The sequence below is a fragment of the Okeania sp. SIO2F5 genome (assembly GCF_010692685.1).
GTDB classification, from domain to species: domain Bacteria; phylum Cyanobacteriota; class Cyanobacteriia; order Cyanobacteriales; family Microcoleaceae; genus Okeania; species Okeania hirsuta.
The window spans coordinates 42459-63017 of sequence record NZ_JAAHGU010000005.1; the positions used below are offsets into that span (position 1 = coordinate 42459).

Here is a 20559-nt window from a genome sequence, read left to right on the forward strand (position 1 = left end):
ATTAGCCCTGTCAAAGGATTTTCAAGAATCTTCCCCAGAAGCAATGGCAGAATTTTTTTCATCCTGCGAAGCATCCATAAATATATGCTTGTTGTTCTCAAAATCTTTCCATCTATATCCTTCCCAGTGAAAAACCACCAACATTTTCATTCTCTAAAGCTCATGAGGAAAATTCGCGCGTCAAAGGATTTTTGGTTGCATCCTGGTAAAAATTTTGATATCATAATAATCATTGGGGGTTACTTGCCTATACGCATGACTTTTTCTTCAACTAAAAATATTATAGCTTCTCAGAGATAGAACTCCATTCCGCTTTCCTATGGAATGCTACTCTCAAAAACTTGTGTGCCATGTCAGTCCAACTGCTAAAACGACAATTTAACGTCAAAGAATATAACAAAATGCCTGAAGTAGGCATCCTGAAAGAAGATGAGCGAGTAGAACTAATCCGAGGAGAAATTCTCAAAATGTCCCCAGTAGGTCGTCACCATGCAGCTTGTGTAAATCGTTTAAATAGATTATTTTCTCAAAAGTTAGGCGATCGAGTTTTAGTTAGTGTTCAAAACCCAGTTGAATTAGATAATTATTCTGAACCAGAACCAGATATAGCTTTGTTGGAGATAAAAGCAGATTTTTATGAATCAGGGCATCCCCAGTCTCAGGATTTATTTTTGATAGTTGAAGTAGCAGATAGTACGATTAAATTCGACCGTGAAGTAAAAGTTCTTCTTGATGCAGAAAATAATGTAATTGAGGTTTGGTTGGTAGATATTAATGAGGAATGTTTGGAGGTGTATCGACAACCTATTGGTAGTAGTTATAAACAAGTACAAAAGTTAGAGCGTGGTGAAAATTTTTTTGTTCAAAGGTTTCCAGATATTAATATTCAAGTGGATGAAATATTAGGATGAGATATAGCGCTGCGTGCAAGTCAGAAGTTAGAAGTCAGAAGTAATCTATGAGTGAGTTTTAGTATTGAGAAATTCATAATCTGACATAACACTTACCCAGTAATTTCTCTTTTGTATAATTAAACCTACCTCTACCTGTAAATAGGAAAAATCTCTGGTTAATTTAGTGGGGCAATTTGATTATCTTTTGGTTTGTCATCCCACTGATTAAAAAAGGCAGAAGGAAGGATTATCGCCAGAACTAATACCAATTTCATAAAATATTGCTACAGTCACGACATAGGGAAAACTTAACTGGGAAAGAAAAACATAATAAAAAAGAGGGAAAAAAAGTTTAATTTTTAGAATTTATGGGATTTATATTTTTTTTTATTGTACGAATAAATCATAAATTAAGATGTAATTAACTTTTTTTAATTTTGGTATAATTTTAACCACTGTAATGACCGTAAGGTATTGAAGAAACAGCAGTTAGATAATTTTCTTATCTATCTAACTAAGTAAGTAGAGCTAAAAAATAAGGTAAGAAAAATTGCTTTGTTTCTATTCTCTTTTATCTGTCAAAAAATCATCTTCTATTTAATTTTGCCTACTTATTTATTGATCTATTTTGCCATTATATGTACTCCCATCCGGCATAGTAGCACCATCTAGATTTGCACCTGTAAAATCAGCACCTTTAATATTTGCTCCTGTAAGGTTGGCATTTTTGAGATTAGCATTTTTGAGATTGGCATTTTCTAGGTTGGCTTTTTGTAAGTAAACACTTTCTAACAAAGAATTTTCTAGATTAGCTCCCTTTAGGTTAGTGTTTTCTAAGTGAGCTTCATGTAAGTAAGCTTTCTGTAAATTAGAATCCTGTAAATTAGCATTTTGTAGCCTCGAATGTATTAGATGGACAGATTCCAAGTTAGCATTTTCTAAATTGACGTGCTGTAATTGAGGTTGAGATTGAGATTTGTCTCCCATATATTGATAGGAATTAATCCTAGCACCCTTTAAATTAGCATTTTTCAAGTTTGCACCAACCAGTATGCTATCTGAGAGATTAGTATTTTCTAGATTAGCACTCTCTAAGTCTATGTTTTCTAAATTTGCTCCTCCTAGAAAAGCACCAGATAGATCGGCATTTTTTAGATTCAAATCCTGATATTTGTTATTAACAATTTTCCAAACTAAACGCCATTTAGGACTCAAAATAGTTTGCTCATTAATTGATGTATTCCTAAGATTTGTTAGTGTTAAATTAGCATTTTTTAAATTAGTATTTCGTAAATTAGCATTTTCTAAAAATGATCCTTGTAAACTAGAATTTTCAAGATTAGCATTTTCTAGATTCGCCCCAGTAAGGTCACACCTGATACATTCTCCTGTGGTCTGAACCTGGTTTATAAATGAGGCAAGACATTCTTTTTCCAACGATCCAATACAAATATGTGGTGAAAAAAGTTCAGAAAAATTATTACTTAAAGTGCTTATAGAATAAGGATTATTTTCTGAAGTTCTATGTACATGGGTTTGCTCGACTAAGTTGATATTTTTACTGCCCAACGAGACAATACTTTTTCCAGCCAAAATACCAATAATCACTACAATTCCCACAACACCAACAAATTTTTTCCTATCCTTAAGTATCCCCCTACCAATAGCAGATATTTCTCCATTTTCCACAACATCAACAAATTTTTGATTAACCTTAAGTATCCCCCTACCAATAGCAGATATTTCTCCATTTTCCACAACACCAACAAATTTTTTATCGGCCTTAACTTCATCCTCTGAAAAAGCAAATATTTCCTCAGCTCCAAAAACACCTCCAACAACAGGAATTTTTCTGCCAACAAATTTTTGAATTACCTTAACTTCATTCTCTGGAAAAGTAAAAATTTCCCCACCTCCAACAACAGGAACTCCCTTTAATTCTTGCAAAGCCAAAATAGCATTTTCATAACGCTTATTCTGATGAAGTTCCACCATTTTTCTTAACCACTGAGTAAAACGCCAATGTAAATTAGGAACCAAACCTTCAAACTTAAACCGATAATCTTCATCCAATAACCTATCAACTTCCACACTTCTAGTTCCCGTCAATAAACAAATTAAAGTCGCCCCCAAACTATATAAATCTGAACCAGTTGTCAAAGGTCGATTAAACATTTCCTCCGGTGGCATAAATCCTGGAGTTCCTGCCGCAATACTACTCAAAGCTAACTCCCCTCCTCGCAATCTTGCCAAACCAAAATCTACCAAATAAACCTGTAAATTTTCATCTACTAAAATATTCTCCGGTTTAATATCCCGATGAATTATTGGTGGTTGAAAATTTTGCAAATATTCCAAAATTTCTAAAACAGAAATAGCAATTTTTTTCACCTCTTCAGGAGTAAAAATATGCCTTTCTGCTAAAGATGGAGCATGAATATATTCTGTTACCAAACAAAAACCAGACTCAGTTTCAAAAGAGTCTAAATAACAAGGAATTTGAGAATATTTCAATTGTTTGAGAGCTGATATTTCCCGTTGATAATTCTTAAAAGCTGACCAACTCCCATCCGCAATAGCAAATCTAAATTCCTTAATTACAACCTGTCGATTTGAAGTGATAGAGGAAGCTAAATATGTAATCCTTCCACCTTGTAAATTACACCCTAATTCTTTGCTAACTTGATAACCGTAATTAGTAAAATCTGGAAAATTTTTCATATTCTGTGACTAACTTTTTTTCACGCAATTAAAAAAATGGTTTTCCCAAGGTTGCCGAGGAATATTGCTTTATGTTATTGGAAACAATTTTAATCTGACAGAATTAACCTATTTCATGGAAAAAATATAGTAACTTGCATAGATATTCAGTTATTACTCCTGCAACTTTAGCTTTCTCTTTAATTATGCCAATAATTTGATGACTAATTCCTATTCCTAGCAAGCTTCTTTGAGCATTAGTATTTTCCCTTGATTCTATAAGTTTTAAATTAATTGAGTATATTTACAATTAGATCGAATAATTTTTTCTGGTAGGGAATTACTTATTAGAAGGTTAGCTAAGTTCAAAGGTTAGAGTTGCAATAGTTACTATTTCTGTATTTGATTTATCAAATGGCTCAAACAACTAAATATCTAATAATGAAATTAATCTCTTCTCTATTATTCCCATCTATTATCCAAAAACTACAAGGATTTTCATTCTGTGAAGCTCTATATAAAAATTCTATTTTTTCTAGCGATCGCCTCAACCTTGCCGAGAAATATCCCTCCCTACTCTCCCCAAAATTTCCACTCCACAAAATTCGCTCATTTTCTCAGCTATCAAAAATCAAATAAATATCACCACCAAATTTCTCAAATTATCAAATAAATATCTATTCGATGATTCCCACCTATAACTCCTCACCACAAAAATCATCATCCTGTGAAGCTCCTGAAAAATCGGCGCTCGGAAGGATTTCTGATTGCATCCTCAAAAAAATTGTGATACTATTAACTTAGTGGGGGTTGTTCGCCCCTGCGCATGACTTTTTATTCAACTAAGAAAGTAAGATTAGGATATTAAGAGATTGTAGCGATCGCGAAGCGTGGCATCAGCCGTATCGTCAACAGCAGATAAAACTCCTAGAAAGAGCAGAACATAAAGGTTCACTTAAAACCAGAGAAAAATCATTCTGTGAAGCATCTAAAAAACAAAGATGTGGTTGTTTTGTAGCGATCGCCTCAACCTTGCCAAGGAATATTGCTTCCTACTCTTCCCACAATTTCCACTCCACGAAATTAACTCATCTTCTCAGCCATAAAAAATCAAATAAATATCACCACCAAATTTCTCAAATTATCAATCAAATCAATATCTATTCGATAATTCCCACCTAACCTGATAACTCCTCACCACAAAAATTATCATTCTGTGAAGCTCCAAAAAAAACAGCAAAAATTACCATTGCATCCCCAAAAAAATTTTGATACTATTAACTTATTAGGAGTCGTTTGCACCTACGCATGACTATTGATTCAACTAAAAATCCAATCCTTAAATATTCGATAAACTAATCAGATTTTAGCAAGTAACCATTACTAAGCAATTAAAGCGATCGCCAATTCATACCTGCGATTAACCTCCGGCCAATTAACAACATTCCACCAAGCATTCAAATAATCACCGCGACGATTTTGATACTTCAAATAATAAGCGTGTTCCCAAACATCATTACCCATAATCGGATAATCCCCAGTCAAAAAAGGACTATCTTGATTAGGAGTGCTAGTAACCTTTAACTTTCCGCCTTTACCCAAAACCAACCAAACCCAACCACTACCAAAACGACCACCACCAGCAGCATTAAACTTTTGCTTAAAACTATCAAAATTACCAAAACTTTCATTAATAGCAGCAGCTATTTTTCCTTCAGGTTCACCCCCACCATTAGGAGTCATAATTTCCCAAAACATCTTATGATTAACATAACTACCACCATTGTTTTGTACAGCAGTACGAATATCCTCCGGTAAAGTATTCAAACTACGCAATAAATCTTCTGCATTTTTTTCTTTAAGTTCAGGATACTTAGCGATCGCTCCATTCAAATTTTTAATATAACCAGCATAATGTTTATCATGGTGAAACTGCATAGTTTCTTGATCGATATAAGGTTCCAATGCATCATATTCATAAGGTAGAGGTGTTAGTTGAAAAACCCCAGAGTTTTCCACTGATTTAGTATCATTTATTGAAGTAGAAGGAGTTACGGATGAAGAAGAATGATCTGTTGATGTTTGGCAAGCACTTAGAACCATAGATCCTAAAGTTGCACTCTTTAAGATTAAGAATTTGCGTCGATTAATGTTCATTATTAGTTTTTCATAAAAATAGTTTATATAAAATATATTAACAGCCATAGCACCCGATATAGAAATCTAAAAATTATTTCGAGTATTTTGTGTTGGGAAATAAATTATTTATGAGATACAATTTTTTTTATTTCATGTTTTTTGTACCTCCAAGCAGATATGTTATAGCGTAAACTTTCCAGATTTACTCTCATATCAGAGAGTGTTTATAAACTAAAGATTAAGACGGCCAGAGTACTTAATATTCGGTGGGTTACGGCGGAAAGTTAAATTTTGTTACGATTCATAGTTATTGTCGCCTAACCCACTCTACGCCTGGATTCAATATTCCTTTTACAAACAGTCTCTCATACCCGGTTGAATACTTAATAAATAACTACGGAGCAGTCAGGAGTCAGGAGGAAAGAATAAGGAAGTTTTTTATTACTAATTAAACGAACATTATATCATCTCTAATTTTCAACTTACTTTGGTGTAAGTTGATGATTTCAAAAGCCAGGAATTAATGATATTTTTTAATCTTTATACCTCATAATTTTAACAGCAATAGACTTTTCGCAAAACAAATCCAAATTATTGAGAGGAGACAGAGAATTACAATAATTTTAGCTGTGAAATTTCCGGAAAAATATATTATACTTTGGTCAAAGCAACTTCTATTTAATTTTTTTTCAACCTCAATAAATCCTTGGATTTATACTTTGCTGGAAGGAAGGCAGAGGGTAAAAGGCGCTTATGTTTAAAGGTTTATTCCAATGCTGACTTAATTCTATACACAAACCATGCTACCGGAGATGATATAACAAACACTTATCAGTCTTGGTATTAGTTAATGATCTTCTTGAAAATAAAAAGTAATTGTTAATTATTTAAACTTCTGCTTTCCTGCTCAAAAAAATAAAATAAAGAGAAAAATTATTACTTTATTTGAGCGAAAAAAATCTGCATTTTTTCTTAGAGTTTCTGTTTTTTTTATTTAATAATATATAATATTATATTGATTGGAAATTATTCTAGTTCATCAGTTACTAAACGCCTCAGAATTTCCGTAACTTCGGCTGCCATCCGTGCATCTATTTCTACTGCTTCTTTGTCAAAATCTCCTAAAGCTCTTGCTGCCCGCAAAGTCATCGCCATAGACCTGATTTTTTGCTGATATTCAAACTGGGTAAAACAAGTATAAGTAAGTTCTGTACGTTTGCGACTGCTACTATATCCAAAACCTAATTTAGATAGAATAACAGGATATTTAATACTATCTTGAATACCCAATTTTTCCAGAGCCACATCAACATAACGAGCAGTATCTTTACCAGCATTACGAATAAAAGGTTGCAAATTTTCCCAAGACATTCCTGGCAGTTTTGCCGATTCTGGTAAATGATAATAGTAACCAACCATTGACATAATTCTAGTTAAATCATAAGTAGCGACAGTATTTTCTCCAGGTTGTTCTGCTCGCTTTTTACTTTCCGATACTGCACTTAATAATACCCGGTCGTCTTGTGTTATTTGGGGAGAAAAAATAAACGGTTCCTCACCATATAAACCTTGAAATTCCGTATGATTATTACCTGTGATTTCCTTGAGCCATGATTCTAAATCTACATAAATCTGAAAACATTTAAATATTGCAGCTAAAGCATTTGAACTACCAATTTTCTTTCCATAAGTAAAAATATCTTCTACAACATCATTAAAGTCTAAATTTTTTCCATCTCCTATGATTTTACAAGTATTAATATCGCTATTAATAGAACAAATAACATTTAAGATTGCGATAATTTTAGTAGAACTCCAATATTGACATTTATCCAAAGAATTTCTGCCTAACCAACGATATTTTAACGGTCCGCCAGCAGTACCAACTAGGCAAATACAAGCCTCTTTAATATCAGGATGAATAAAACTAAGAGCCTGTTCATCAATATCAGGAAGTTCGCCAACATTAGGAAAAGTTTTTGCTCCTGGGATTGCTAAATTAGGCAGCCTAGTTAAATGTTCTGGATAATTTTCTACCTGGTTTTGATAGGGAGAATTTTTAATGCCTTTATCCAGAAAAGCTAGCTTATAACTGTTAAAACCAGCCTCAGTTTTTAAGAAATCATTATATACTTTTTCTCTGTCTATTGCCAGTAATAAAGTAAATGCTTCTTTTTGACCAAAAGAGGCAAAAAACTCTGCCACTATATTTAGAATTTTATCGTTGATATCTTCCATAATTTTAGTTGGTTAAAATATAGATACACGGATAAAGAAGTTATTTTCTTTGATACTACTATTATATTTGTTAATATTGGTAAGTCATCGGATAATTTTACCGATTTTAGTGGAAGTTTGATACTTTTGAAGGCAAAAACTAAAATAGGATTAGTAACGGATGATAGCCAAAAGTTAGTTTATTTGATTTTAGAACCTTTGATAGAAGTAGATGTGATCGCCTTTCAAGCATTACTTGTGCAAGAGAATATCAAAAAACGGGATTTATTAAGATTAAAAAATGGTAGTGTAATTGAATATTATTTACCGAAAAATTGTGGTTTAAAGCCTCCCCTTTTAAGGGGATAATAAATAAAAATTTTCATGATTAGTCAATCATCTTCTTTTCAAGGAGAGGTAATTATTAATTATTAATTATTAATTAGTAATTATTAATTGTTGAAAGCCTCAACAGTTAACAGGTAAAATTGTCGGTCAGGTCTGGAGTTTTCGAGATGTAAGGGAATAAGGTTGTTGGTTGATTGGGTTTGAATAAATTCTAGTTTACTCCGTTAATCTCCTGTTTTACTGGGGTTTTTTTTTGACCTGGCCTCTGATAGCAATCGCACCGATGAGTATTCTATCTCACGAAGAGGCCAGTGCTTTTACTGGTCACTTATTTGTGCCATCCTGCACTAGTTTTCAGGGGTATGTTTTTTTGAATAATTAATATTAACTGGCGTGCTAATTATCAAAAATGTCATTCCGCCTGTGTTAATTACTTAATAATTGAAGTTTTACCTAAGTTAAACATTCTTTTTTTACCCTTGGTATAATATCATTGATTGGTAGTTTTAGATTGGGACATAAATAAGAATAAATAGGCTCTAGCAAATAATATTTTTGCCGTTGATAAATACTATTTACTAACTGATTTACCCTCAAAGTAAGTTATTTTGGATTACCGATAAATTACAAATTACTCATCAAACAACTAAATATTTTAGCCTTTCAATTTCAGACAAAATTTCATATTATTATAGCCCATTGTCTTAGCAAGTTTAGCACAATATTTCTAGAAATCATTGCTTTGAATTAGTTTGTTAAATGCTATATTTTTTGACAAATATCAAAAATAATGGTATATACATCTGAAAACATAGAGGAAATGACTAATGAAAATTGGATTTTTAGGAACAGGTTTAATGGGTCTGCCAATGGCTCAAAAATTGTTAGAAGCTAATCATATTGTAACTGCTTATAATCGTACTCAATCAAAATTAGAACCTTTAGAAAATGCAGGTGCTAAAATTGCTAATTCTCCGGCTGAAGCTATTCAAAATTCTGAATGTTTGATTTTGATGTTGACAAATTATACGGCTATTAAAGATGTACTTTTATCTGATAGTTCAAAAGCGGAATTATCGGGTCGAACAGTAATTCAAATGGGAACTATTTCTCCTACTGAAAGTAAACAAATTAGAGATGAAGTTGTTGCTTGTGGCGGTGAATATTTAGAAGCTCCTGTTTTAGGCAGTATTCCTCAAGTAAAATCTGGTAGTTTAATTGTGATGGTGGGAGCTTCCCCAGAACAATATGAAAAATGGTGTGGTTTATTAAAGATATTTAGTCCCGAACCATTACATATTGGTGCGGTAGGTAGTGGTGCTGCAATTAAGTTGGCAATGAATCAATTAATTGGTTCTTTAACAACTGCTTTTGCTCTGAGTTTAGGGTTGATAGTTCGGGAAGGAATAGATGTAGATTTGTTTATGCAAATTGTTCGAGATAGCGCTTTATATGCTCCAACATTTGATAAAAAATTACAACGAATGTTAGACAGAAATTATGAAAATCCTAATTTTCCAGCTAAACATTTATTGAAGGATACGAACATATTTATTAATGCGGCAGAATCAGTAGGACTTGATGTGAGTATTCAAGAAGGAGTGCGTAAAGTTTTGGGGAAAACTATTGAACTAGGATTGTCAGATGTGGATTATTCTGCTTTATTTTCGGCAGTTAATCCAGAGAATTAGAATATTTTCTCTTTTGATCGGCACGTTCTTCTAAAATGATAAAAAAAATTACTCCTAATTGTGGTGTTGCTGATTTGATGTATGAAATTCAATTAGTGGTAAGTTTTCACACCATTTTTAGTTGAATAAAAAGTCATGCATACGGGCGAACACCACCCAATAATAAAATCGTATCATGATTTTTTTGGCGATGCAAGGGGAAAAGCCTTGCCTTTTTTAGAGCTTCACAAGATGATAATTTCTGGATTTGTGAATATGTAATATCGATCTTTTGATGGGGTGAAAATTTTTCCGGCCGTTAGTTCTTTATTTGAGTGCTTCACAGGATGATAATTTTTCTGGTGCTTTGATGATGTGAGTATCTCTATATATTCAGTGACAATGTGCTGTTTTTTGGTTGAATAAAAAGTCATGCGTACGGACAAACACGCATCGCAAACGCATATTATTTTTGCTTGCCTATATATAGTGTTTATTTGATTTTATAGACACTATATGTTGAAAGTCTATTGTCAACAAGCGCAATAAAACCCGGTTTATTGATAATTACCCCTAGTTTATTGACGAGATGCGTTTGCCCTGGGCGAACACCACCCAATAATAAAATCGTATCATGATTTTTTTGGCGATGCAAGGGGAAAAGCCTTGCCGTTTTTTAGAGCTTCACAAAATGATAGTTTCTGGGTTTGTGAATATAGCGATCGCTTCTACATGAATAATATTGATACTGTTGATGGGGTGAAACATTTTCCAATCGTTACTTTTCCAGCAAAGTGCTTCACAGGATGATAATTTTTCTGGTGCTTTGATGGTGCGAGTATCTCTTCTATATATATTCAGTAACGATATGCTGTTTTTTAGTTGAATAAAAAGTCATATATATGGGCGAACAACACCTAATAACAAAATCGTATCATGATTTTTTTGGCGATGCAAGGAGAAATATAGCAATGTGCGCTGGCATATTTACACATTATTTTTTGTACACCTTTTCGCTTACTGCACTTTGAGCTGGACATTGTAAATACCTGAGCGCTCATTGCTATACCTTGCCGTTTTTTTGGAGCTTCACAGGATGCAGATTAATCATCCGTGTATCCGTGGCCAAATCCTTGTCTGGCAACGTTGCTTAAATGTAATGGTAAGTAGCTAAAAGTAATTTCAGTTATCAGTTAGCCTTCTCCGGAGGAGCTACGCTTTTTCCTATCGGATGCAATACTAACTCCTGTGAAATCATAAATTTATTCAGCAACACCTTAATTTTGTTGTCCCAAAATCTGATTTCGATCGCTAGCTCCCAAACCCAACCTATTACCATTAATCTGAGGAGTAATCACAGCAGGTACTTCAGTAACTCCCCAAAGACTTACCAATTGCTGTAAAAACTTATCCTGCTCCACCCGTGTTGCTTCCCAGTAGGGACTTCGGTTAATCATCGTAAACCAAACCAAACCCTCTTCACGGGTAGGAATAACTCCAGCTAAAGCAATCACATCATTGAGAGTACCAGTTTTCACCGCCGAACCCTGGGGAATACTCCTAGACTGGTCTACTAAAGTTCCTCGGTCATAACCAGATACCGGAAATAAGTCAGCAATAACCCACTCAGAAGTTTGAAGATACCGTTGAATAGCTATTAACATTGCACTCACAGCTCTTGGAGAAATTTTATTTTCTACTCCCAACCCAGAACCATTAATTAACTGAATTTCTGCTTGAGGCACTCCCGCAGTCCAGGCAGCTTTTTGTTGAACAACTTTTGCTCCACCCAAATTACTAGCTATTATTTCAGCCAACTTATTATTACTTTCTACATTCATAGTTTTGAGAATATAGATAAGTGGCAAAGACTTGTGTCGAATAATTGGAATTTCTGTAGATACAGATTTTTGGGATATTACAGAACCAGCGATCGCTACTTTTGGCAGAGGTGTTCCTGGTGGCATTCGGTTGTAGATATTTCTCACATTATTAGACCAAGTGGCTGAATTGATACCTTCTCGCAATAATTGGCCTGCAACTATGGGATTAGTCTGATGGTTCATCCAGAAATCACCCACTACAATCAAATTACCTGTGACTTGATTAATTCCCAATTTTTGGATGGCGTTACCCAGGGCGATCGCTTCTTCCCAGACAAAATATGGGTCATTACCGCCATTTATTACCAAATCTCCTCGCAATATTCCATTTGTAATTGGTCCTGTGGTGCTGATGGAGGTTTCAAATTGATGTTGAGGTCCCCAAGTTTCTAGGGCAGCTAAAGATGTGGCGATTTTTGTTAAGGAAGCACCAGGCATCGGAAGTGTACCTTCGCGGCCATGCAAAAGTTTAAATTCTGACTGTATCCATATACCCTGAGCATCGGAAGTTAGTAATCTCTTGGCTGCCAAACCTTTCAAGTATTCATCTACTTTTATAGTTAATATTCGATCGGAATTTTCAGGTGAAATTAATTGAGGTACACCTGCTTGCCATTTGAGTATGGTTACAGTATTTTGCCCAATAGTTTGTATGCCTGCCATTTCTAGCCATAGAGATATAATTCCATAGCTGAACAAATCCCACATAACTCAATTCAATAAATTATCAATTATTTCTGCCTGTTCCCTGTTCTCTGTTCTCTGTTCCCTCTTTTCTGGAGATGTTAATTTCATACTTGCCGAAAAATTCAGGTATAAAGCCTCTCCATTCATGGAGAAAAAAGCGGTCGAGGGATGGCGAGGTCCCCTCGCTGTCCGATCATCGACCAAGAGAAGAAAAAAAATCCTTTGATCCAATCCTCTTATTTATAAGAAGAGGTTATTCTAAATTCGCGCATTCTAAATTCTTGAAATCTTTAAAGTATTATTTTTGACTTTAATTACTGAAAAAAGAAGGATTAAAGATTGACAAAATTTTACTAAATTATTTGCTAAACTTGTTTATTGAATATGCTAAGTTCTGAAAATGAGCAAAATTTCTATAGGGAAAGCCGCAGAACTACTTGGAGTAGCAGAAAGTACTCTAAGAAGATGGGAACGTGAAGGCAAAATCCAATCAGAAAGAACCAAAAATGGACATCGCCGATATGACGTGACCACTCTTCTTGGACTAAGAGCTGGAGAACGTAAAACTATTGGTTATGCCTGCATTTCTAATTCTGAGCAAACAGCCGATTTAAATAGACAAATTATGGTACTAGAAGCCTACTGTAAGAATCAGGGTTGGCTAGTAGAAATTATCCGAGATTTAGGCTCTGGAATCAATTATAGAAAACGGGGGTTAGTAAGATTAATAAAAATGATCTGCTCAGAAAAAGTAGAGCGTTTAGTTTTAACAAATAAAGACCGTTTAGTAAGATTTGGTTCGGAACTAATTTTTACAATTTGTGAGATTTTTGGCACAGAAATAGTGATTATTAATCACTTGTCTGAATCCACAGAAGAAGAAGATTTGGGTACAGATATCTTAGAAATAATCAAAGTTTTTAGTGCTAGGTTATATGGTAGCCGTAGCCAAAAGAATAAAAAAATAGTCGAAAAATTGCAAGAGGCAGCCAATCAAATAAATTGATATTTATTAAGTCAAAAATTATCAGTAATCAAGACTTCTGTCAATGGACTCGGAAAGCTGTATCTTTTGTATGTTTATAGAAAATATTTTTTTGCTGTTATCAATTGAATTAATGTCTGAGAGAGTAATTTTTCAAAAGTCATTCATTCAAAAGTAAATAAATATCAATTAACTGATAAAATCTTGAAGGCTTCTCTAACTTGGATCAATGGGAATAACACCTACACGAATCGCAATAGACGCTATGGGTGGGGACTACGCCCCATCACAAATTGTTGAGGGAGCAATACAAGCACAAGAAACTCATGGTGTAAAAGTATTGTTAGTTGGCGACCCTCAGAAAATCAAAGCCTGTATTAATCACAAGTCAAATCAACCTCTGCCAGAAATAGTCCCTGCGGAGGAAATTGTGGAAATGCACGAAGAACCTTTGACTGCTATTAGACGTAAGTCCAAAGCATCAATTAATGTGGCGATGAACTTAGTCAAGCAAAAAGAGGCTGATGCTGTGGTATCTGCAGGTCATTCAGGAGCAGCCATGGCCTCCGCATTACTACGTTTGGGACGACTATCAGGAATCGATCGCCCTGCAATTGGGGCAGTTTTGCCAACTATGGTTCCCAAAAAACCAGTACTGATTCTTGATGTTGGTGCGAATGTAGACTGCCGTCCTAAATTTTTAGAGCAGTTTGCAGTTATGGGGACAATTTATAGCGAATATGTTCTGGGGACTACTGAACCAAAAGTGGGTCTACTGAATATTGGGGAAGAACCATCAAAAGGAAATGATTTATCAGTCAGGACTCATCAAATACTGCAAGAAAATAATCAAATTAAGTTTATTGGTAATGCAGAAGGTCGGGATGTTTTATCTGGCAGTTTTGATGTGATAGTCTGTGACGGTTTTGCCGGAAATGTTTTATTAAAATTTGCTGAGGCAGTGGGTGATGCTGTATTGCAAATGATGAAAGAAGAATTAACGCCAGGACTGAGTGGAAAAATAGGTACTGCAATATTACGACCTAATTTAAAACGAATGAAGCAAAGAATAGACCATGTAGAACATGGAGGTGGATTACTATTAGGAGTAGGAGGAATTTGTATTATTAGTCATGGTTCTTCTAAAGCTATAGCTATATCTAATGCAATTCGTTCAGCAAGAGATGCAGTAGAAAATAAAGTAATTGAACGAATTAATTCTAACTATGTACCAGAAAATCACAAATCAATAGTCAGCAATCAGTAATTTTTCTAGATATTTTAGACTGATTCACTGTAATTAGAAGCTACCCAAATTATTGAACAAAAAAAATTAGTAGATAGAATCAATCATAAATTTCAAATAAGTCAAAAAATAGCAAAATTTGAAATAGGTAAATTCAGAGTAAATAGCCTTTAAGAATGGTTAGTAGAAACAATTAACAATTAACAATGAATAATTAACAATTACCTCTCCTTGAAAACATAGGATTGACTCAAAGGAAAATTTTTTCTTTTCTCTTAGTCCATTGGATATGGCGAAGAGACCCGCTCTTAACAGAGCCGCTCCGCTAACGCCATCCCACTCTACTGGAAGCTCCGCTAACGAGAGCTTTTCCCCTTTAAAGGAGAGGTTTTAAACTTTAATTATTCGGTCATTAGTAACGATCAAACCAATAAGAGCTTAAAAACTGACAGATGACAAATATCGGTATTGCCATTACAGGAAGCGGTTCAGCTACGCCAAAAGTATCCCTAAATAACCAACAGTTATCCCAAATAGTAGAGACTTCTGACGAATGGATCGGCACTCGTACAGGGATTCGTAATCGACGACTGGCAGATACAACAGAATCATTATGTACCCTCGCGACTAAAGCATCTCTAGCAGCGATCGCCCAAGCTAATATTACTTCCGCAGATATTGACTTAATAATTTTGGCCACATCTACTCCAGATGATTTATTTGGCACTGCTAGTCAAATTCAAGCAGAATTGGGTGCCCAGAAAGCAGTGGCCTTCGATATGACTGCTGCTTGTTCTGGTTTTATATTTGGTCTAGTCACAGGAGCACAATTTATCCGTACAGGAGTGTATCAGAATGTTTTGCTCATTGGGGCAGATGTTTTATCCCGATGGGTAGACTGGGGAGATAGAAGTACTTGTGTGTTATTTGGAGATGGCGCTGGTGCTGTGGTTTTGCAAGCTTCAGAACGGGACCGACTCTTTGGGTTTGAACTTCGCAGTGATGGTAGTCAAAATAATTGTCTAAATCTTTCTTACCAACCCCAAGCAAAACAAATAATTGAGGGAGTAACTGTTAGTCAAGGTACTTATCAACCAATCACTATGAATGGGAAAGAAGTCTATCGTTTTGCGGTTCAAAAAGTTCCGGAAGTGATAGAAAAAGCTTTATTTAAAGCTAATATGAGTACTGAGAAAATTGACTGGTTATTATTACATCAAGCTAACCAAAGAATTCTTGATTCTGTTGCTAGTAGACTCAAAATTCCCTTAGAAAAAGTTATTAGTAATCTCGGAAATTATGGTAATACTTCTGCTGCTTCTATACCTATAGCTTTAGATGAAGCTGTTAGAGAGGGTAAAGTTAAACCGGGAGATATTATTGCTGCCTCTGGTTTTGGAGCAGGGTTAACTTGGGGAGCAGCAATTTTTGAGTGGGGAATTTCAAAAATTAATAATTAATTATTAATTATTAATAATAATTACCGAAAAATTGTGGTTTAAAGCCTCCCCTTTTAAGGGGATAAAAAAAAGAGTATTCCTTATGTCAAGCCTCTTGCTTTAGCTAGAGTTACTGATAACTGATAACTGATAACTGATAACTGATAACTGAAATGACCTCTCCTTTAAAACGGAATTGATTGACTAATCATGAAAATTTTTATTCTCTTGGTCGATTGGATATGGCGAGGGAACCCGCTCTTTAGAAAGTCGCTCCGAATTAGGGAATAGGGAATAGGGGAAATAATTGATTATTTATCTGCAATAATTGATTGGATTTTTTATTAAACAGGGAGTAGGGAATAGGGAATAGGAGGAAAAGTCTTACGTTATCTGAGCTTTAAACTTTTTAACTATCAAGCAACTTTCCTTCGACTACTATATAATTTCAAGGCTGAATAGCTGACAATCTTTAGACATAAATCATAGTCAAAATTTTAATATCAAAATGACAAAAACAGCATGGGTGTTTCCAGGGCAAGGTTCTCAAAAAATTGGTATGGGAATAGATTTATTAGACTTGCCTTCTGCTCAAGCAAAATTTAAGCAAGCTAACGAAATTTTAGGTTGGTCTATAACAGAAATTTGTGAAACTCAAGAAGAAAAATTATCTCAAACTCTTTATACTCAACCCTGTTTATATGTAGTAGAAAGTTTATTAGCAGATGAAATGTTGGCTAATTCTTTTCAACCAGACATTGTTGCAGGTCATAGTTTAGGAGAATATGTTGCTCTCTACGTTGCTGGGGTATTCGATTTTGAGACAGGACTAAGATTAGTTAAAAAACGTGCCGAATTTATGAATAATGCCACAGGTGGACAGATGGCAGCTTTAATGAGATTCGATCAAAAACAGCTTGAAGAAGAACTTCAGCAAACCGCAGATGTTGTTCTAGCAAATGATAATAATTCAGCTCAAGTTGTAATATCTGGTACACCAGAAGCAGTCGAAACTTTACTCAGTAAAATTAAGGTTAAACGTGCAGTGAAGTTAAATGTTTCTGGGGCGTTTCATTCTCACTTAATGGAGTCGGCATCTATAGAATTTCAACAAGTATTAGAATCAGTAAAATTTGCTGATGCAAAAATTCCCATAATTTCCAATTTTGAGCCAATTTCCGCTACAGATGCAGCTACTATAAAAAAACGTCTCGCTCGACAAATGACAAATGGCGTGCGGTGGCGCGAAACATCTTTACAGATGCAAAAAGAAGAAGTAGAAAAAGTCATAGAAATTGGTCCGGGGAAAGTTCTCACAGGTATAATTAAACGAACTTGCCCAGATTTTAAATTAGTAAATGTAAGTAGTTTAAAGGATATTAAAGTTAAAGTTAAAAGTTGAAAGTAAAAAGTAAAAAGCTAAAGAATAGCCTTGACTTTTTTGATTATTTCTAGTCAAAAATTTAGGTAGATAGTTTGATCTTATTTTTGAATTGATCATAAGTAAAAAAAATTAGGCTTTTTGGATAGCAATGAGAATCGTCAAACCCTATGAATTTTCAGACTAATATAAAAATCTTATTTGAATTGCGGGTAAAAATATCTTTGAATTTAGGGAAGACCGGCTCTGGAGAATAGGGGTAAAAGTTTCAGAGTTTTTATATATCCTTAGATTTTTTACATATCATTTGGGATTTCTATATAACAATCCTATTTGACTTGTGAGATATCCTCAACTGTTAGGGAATAGGGAAGAGGCAATGGAAAACACCGAAGCAATAAATCAAATTATCAGGAAGGATTTAGGATTTCTATAACTATAAATTATTAGGTTATATCCTACTTGGATTACTGATAAATACCTAGTCATAAATCAAATTAATTTTGAGACTAGGAGTCAGGAAGGAGATAGGAGAGTCTATTATTTTGCGACTTATGGAAGTAAAATAATTTTGGAAAATTTACTTCGTGCAGTGTATTTTACCTTTAATCTTACTGATAGTCATTCCAGTTAAGATTGAGACAAGAGTTTCTTACCTTGAAAGAGTTTCAGCTAAAAAAGTGTTCCAGTCTTATTCACAATACCTATAAAAAAATATCTCTGTTTGATTTTCCCGATAATACCAATTTGATAAATATTTGCTACAAATAACTAGGTTCTTTCTTAGGAGTTGCCGAATCAAAATGAATAGCTTTGATACCATTTATTAGGTCGGAATTTATCTTTTTTAGTCCAAGGGAAATCTCTTGCACGTGTCTTTTAACTGCCCTGATTATTCGTAAAATTTTTTTCCAAAATAGAATAATATTTTGATCGGGGTTAACTGTAGATCGAGACAGACAAGTTAATAAATTTCATAATTCTGTGCAGTCTCACATAAAATTGATATAACACCTGAACCTAATTCTGTGTAGACTCATCTAAAATTGGTATTATTCTGTCTAAATTATGTCAGTAATAAAATACTTATTCCTAAGTAAGCAAAAGAATCTCTCCGAAATCGCCTAATCCTACTTATTCAGACTAAAATTATAGAATAGAAACAAAAGGCACAAAAATTTATAGGTAGGTATTGGCGATCTATGACTTCATCAATAATCCTATCCAAATTGTACTTAGTATCACTATCAAACTAAGCTAAACAATCATGGCTAAAAATAACACACCGCCAGCAATTGTTTTTATACTATTATTTTTCCTACTAGCTGGAGGAGGATACTGGTTTTTATTAAATCAAAATCAACCAGATACTAATAAAAATGTTGTTAATAATCCATCAGCAAAATTAAGTATAGCTGAAGCAGCTAATCAAATCGTCTCTAATCTAAATGTTTCTCTACCAAATCCCAATATATTAGCAATGGATGGTAGCGTGACTATGGTTAAATTAATCAAGCTGATAGAAAATGCTTATGAACAAAAATATCCTAATATTCCAATAACTTATGGAGTACCTGAAGGTAGACCAAATGGCTCTAATCAAGGTATCAAAAATTTACTAGAAAATAGAGTACAAATAGCAGCAATATCTCGTACTTTACTACCAGAAGAGAGCCTTCAAGGAAACATTAAATTAATTCCTATTGCTCAAGATGCTTTAGCAGTAGTCGTCGGAATTAATAATCCCTACAAAGGAAGCTTAACATTAGATAAACTAAAAGATATTTATCAAGGAAAAATAATCAATTGGTCAGAATTTGGTGGTGATGATTTGCCGATAAAAGTTATCAACCGTTCTCCCAAAAGTGGCAGCTACAATTTCTTTCAAGATGTTGTCTTATTAGGAGAATCTTTTCCTCCAGATAGTTCAAACTTTATTACATATCAAAGAGATGTCACAACTCCAATTTTACGATAATTGAACAATAATGGAATTAGCTATACCACAGTAGCTCAGGCAAAAAATCAAACCACCGTTAGAATCATGCCAATAAACGACATTTCACCTGTAGATAAAACTACTCCTAATAATGACAATTATCCTCTGAATCGTACTGTATTTTTAGCAGTACCAAATCAAACAAGTTTAGCAGTAAAAAATTTTCTAGAATGCTTGATCAACCAAAGGTCAATAACTTGTACAACAGGCAGATTTTATACCTTTAAAATAAATGCAGTTTCCTTCCTCTGTTCACTTCTGCCAAAAAAACTGATAGGTTATATTATGAACTAACTTAACCTAAAATCAATGTCATATCTTGTGGCTAGAAATCGTGAACCAGTCGAGAATTTAATTCTTTATCTTTTATTAAAATGGTCAGTAATAGTTCCTATACTTAAATTTTATTTTCGGAATAATATTTATGGTACAGAAAATGTTCCACAACAAGGGCCATTTGTCGTAGTTAGTAATCATGCCAGCGACTTAGACCCTCCAATAGTTTCTGTTTGTATGAAAAGACCTGTTGCTTATATGGCAAAAGAGGAATTATTTGAAGTACCCATTTTGAAGCAGATTATTACATTATATGGAGCATATCCAGTTAAAAGAGGGTCGGCAGACCGGAGTGCTATTCGTTCAGCACTCAATAGTTTAGAACAGGGGTGGGCAGTAGGTATATTTTTACAAGGAACTAGGACTTCTGATGGTAAAATTACAGAACCAAAATTGGGGGCGACTTTAATTTCTGCAAAGGCAAAAGTACCATTATTACCAGTTTCTATCTGGGGTACTCATGCAGTGAAACGTCAAGGTTTGATAGCTAATTCTGTACCAATAACTGTCAGAATTGGAGAACTTATACCACCTCCAGAGTCAACTAACAAACAAGAGCTAGAATTAATAAGTCAAAAATGTGCAGATATAATTAACAAAATGCACGATTTAGGACGTTAAAATATTTAGTTAAAA

Annotated in this window: 17 protein-coding genes; 12 read left to right on the forward strand and 5 right to left on the reverse strand. The window is 34.1% G+C overall.

From position 1 onward, the window contains the following. Positions 1-21: 21 nt before the first annotated feature. Complete coding sequence (locus F6K27_RS02835) at positions 22-144, reverse strand: hypothetical protein (RefSeq protein WP_287274162.1); 123 nt, start codon at positions 142-144, stop codon at positions 22-24. A gap of 206 nt (positions 145-350) precedes the next feature. Here F6K27_RS02835 and F6K27_RS02840 point away from each other — a divergent pair, with 206 nt between their 5' ends. Continuing rightward, positions 351-911 carry a Uma2 family endonuclease gene (locus F6K27_RS02840; RefSeq protein WP_287274160.1) on the forward strand — a complete coding sequence of 187 codons (561 nt, stop codon included), beginning with the start codon at positions 351-353 and terminating at the stop codon, positions 909-911. Between the two features lie 597 nt (positions 912-1508). On the opposite strand, the gene F6K27_RS02845 is transcribed toward F6K27_RS02840, so the two are convergent. After that, a complete protein-coding gene (locus F6K27_RS02845; protein WP_287274158.1) occupies positions 1509-3614 on the reverse strand; it encodes a serine/threonine-protein kinase in 2106 nt (701 codons plus the stop codon). A 393-nt stretch (positions 3615-4007) separates the two neighbouring features. Here F6K27_RS02845 and F6K27_RS02850 point away from each other — a divergent pair, with 393 nt between their 5' ends. Next, positions 4008-4232, forward strand: a complete 225-nt coding sequence (locus F6K27_RS02850; RefSeq protein WP_287274156.1) for a hypothetical protein — start codon at positions 4008-4010, stop codon at positions 4230-4232. Between the two features lie 744 nt (positions 4233-4976). Here the strand turns inward: F6K27_RS02850 and F6K27_RS02855 are convergent. Both F6K27_RS02855 and F6K27_RS02860 read right to left on the reverse strand, forming a co-directional pair. Continuing rightward, positions 4977-5750: a superoxide dismutase gene (locus F6K27_RS02855; protein WP_287274155.1), complete on the reverse strand. Its 774-nt coding sequence runs from the start codon at positions 5748-5750 to the stop codon at positions 4977-4979. A 1008-nt stretch (positions 5751-6758) separates the two neighbouring features. Beyond that, positions 6759-7970, reverse strand: coding sequence for a hypothetical protein (locus F6K27_RS02860; RefSeq protein ID WP_287274153.1), 1212 nt, complete (start codon positions 7968-7970; stop codon positions 6759-6761). Positions 7971-8096: 126 nt separating this feature from the next. Here F6K27_RS02860 and F6K27_RS02865 point away from each other — a divergent pair, with 126 nt between their 5' ends. From F6K27_RS02865 to F6K27_RS02875, 3 genes are all read left to right on the forward strand, one after another. Beyond that, positions 8097-8318, forward strand: a complete 222-nt coding sequence (locus F6K27_RS02865; RefSeq protein ID WP_287274151.1) for a hypothetical protein — start codon at positions 8097-8099, stop codon at positions 8316-8318. Between the two features lie 806 nt (positions 8319-9124). Next, entirely contained in the window at positions 9125-9988 is an 864-nt protein-coding gene (locus F6K27_RS02870; protein ID WP_287274149.1) for an NAD(P)-dependent oxidoreductase, read from the forward strand. Positions 9989-10633: 645 nt separating this feature from the next. Next, positions 10634-10777: a hypothetical protein gene (locus F6K27_RS02875; protein ID WP_161564655.1), complete on the forward strand. Its 144-nt coding sequence runs from the start codon at positions 10634-10636 to the stop codon at positions 10775-10777. Positions 10778-11244: 467 nt separating this feature from the next. On the opposite strand, the gene F6K27_RS02880 is transcribed toward F6K27_RS02875, so the two are convergent. Further along, entirely contained in the window at positions 11245-12558 is a 1314-nt protein-coding gene (locus F6K27_RS02880) for a D-alanyl-D-alanine carboxypeptidase (protein ID WP_287274148.1), read from the reverse strand. A 379-nt stretch (positions 12559-12937) separates the two neighbouring features. On the opposite strand from F6K27_RS02880, the gene F6K27_RS02885 reads away from it, so the two are divergent. The 7 genes from F6K27_RS02885 (at position 12938) to F6K27_RS02915 (ending at position 20544) form a co-directional block, all read left to right on the forward strand. Further along, positions 12938-13543 carry an IS607 family transposase gene (locus F6K27_RS02885; RefSeq protein WP_287274146.1) on the forward strand — a complete coding sequence of 202 codons (606 nt, stop codon included), beginning with the start codon at positions 12938-12940 and terminating at the stop codon, positions 13541-13543. Positions 13544-13751: 208 nt separating this feature from the next. Next, complete coding sequence (gene plsX, locus F6K27_RS02890; RefSeq protein ID WP_124146516.1) at positions 13752-14789, forward strand: phosphate acyltransferase PlsX; 1038 nt, start codon at positions 13752-13754, stop codon at positions 14787-14789. Positions 14790-15220: 431 nt separating this feature from the next. Continuing rightward, positions 15221-16228, forward strand: coding sequence for a beta-ketoacyl-ACP synthase III (locus F6K27_RS02895; protein WP_287274144.1), 1008 nt, complete (start codon positions 15221-15223; stop codon positions 16226-16228). Positions 16229-16715: 487 nt separating this feature from the next. Beyond that, positions 16716-17609: an ACP S-malonyltransferase gene (fabD, locus tag F6K27_RS02900; RefSeq protein WP_287274142.1), complete on the forward strand. Its 894-nt coding sequence runs from the start codon at positions 16716-16718 to the stop codon at positions 17607-17609. A gap of 1246 nt (positions 17610-18855) precedes the next feature. Further along, entirely contained in the window at positions 18856-19566 is a 711-nt protein-coding gene (locus F6K27_RS02905) for a substrate-binding domain-containing protein (protein WP_287274140.1), read from the forward strand. Then, complete coding sequence (locus F6K27_RS02910; protein WP_287274138.1) at positions 19567-19881, forward strand: hypothetical protein; 315 nt, start codon at positions 19567-19569, stop codon at positions 19879-19881. A gap of 27 nt (positions 19882-19908) precedes the next feature. After that, entirely contained in the window at positions 19909-20544 is a 636-nt protein-coding gene (locus F6K27_RS02915) for a 1-acyl-sn-glycerol-3-phosphate acyltransferase (RefSeq protein WP_287274196.1), read from the forward strand. Positions 20545-20559 lie beyond the last annotated feature (15 nt).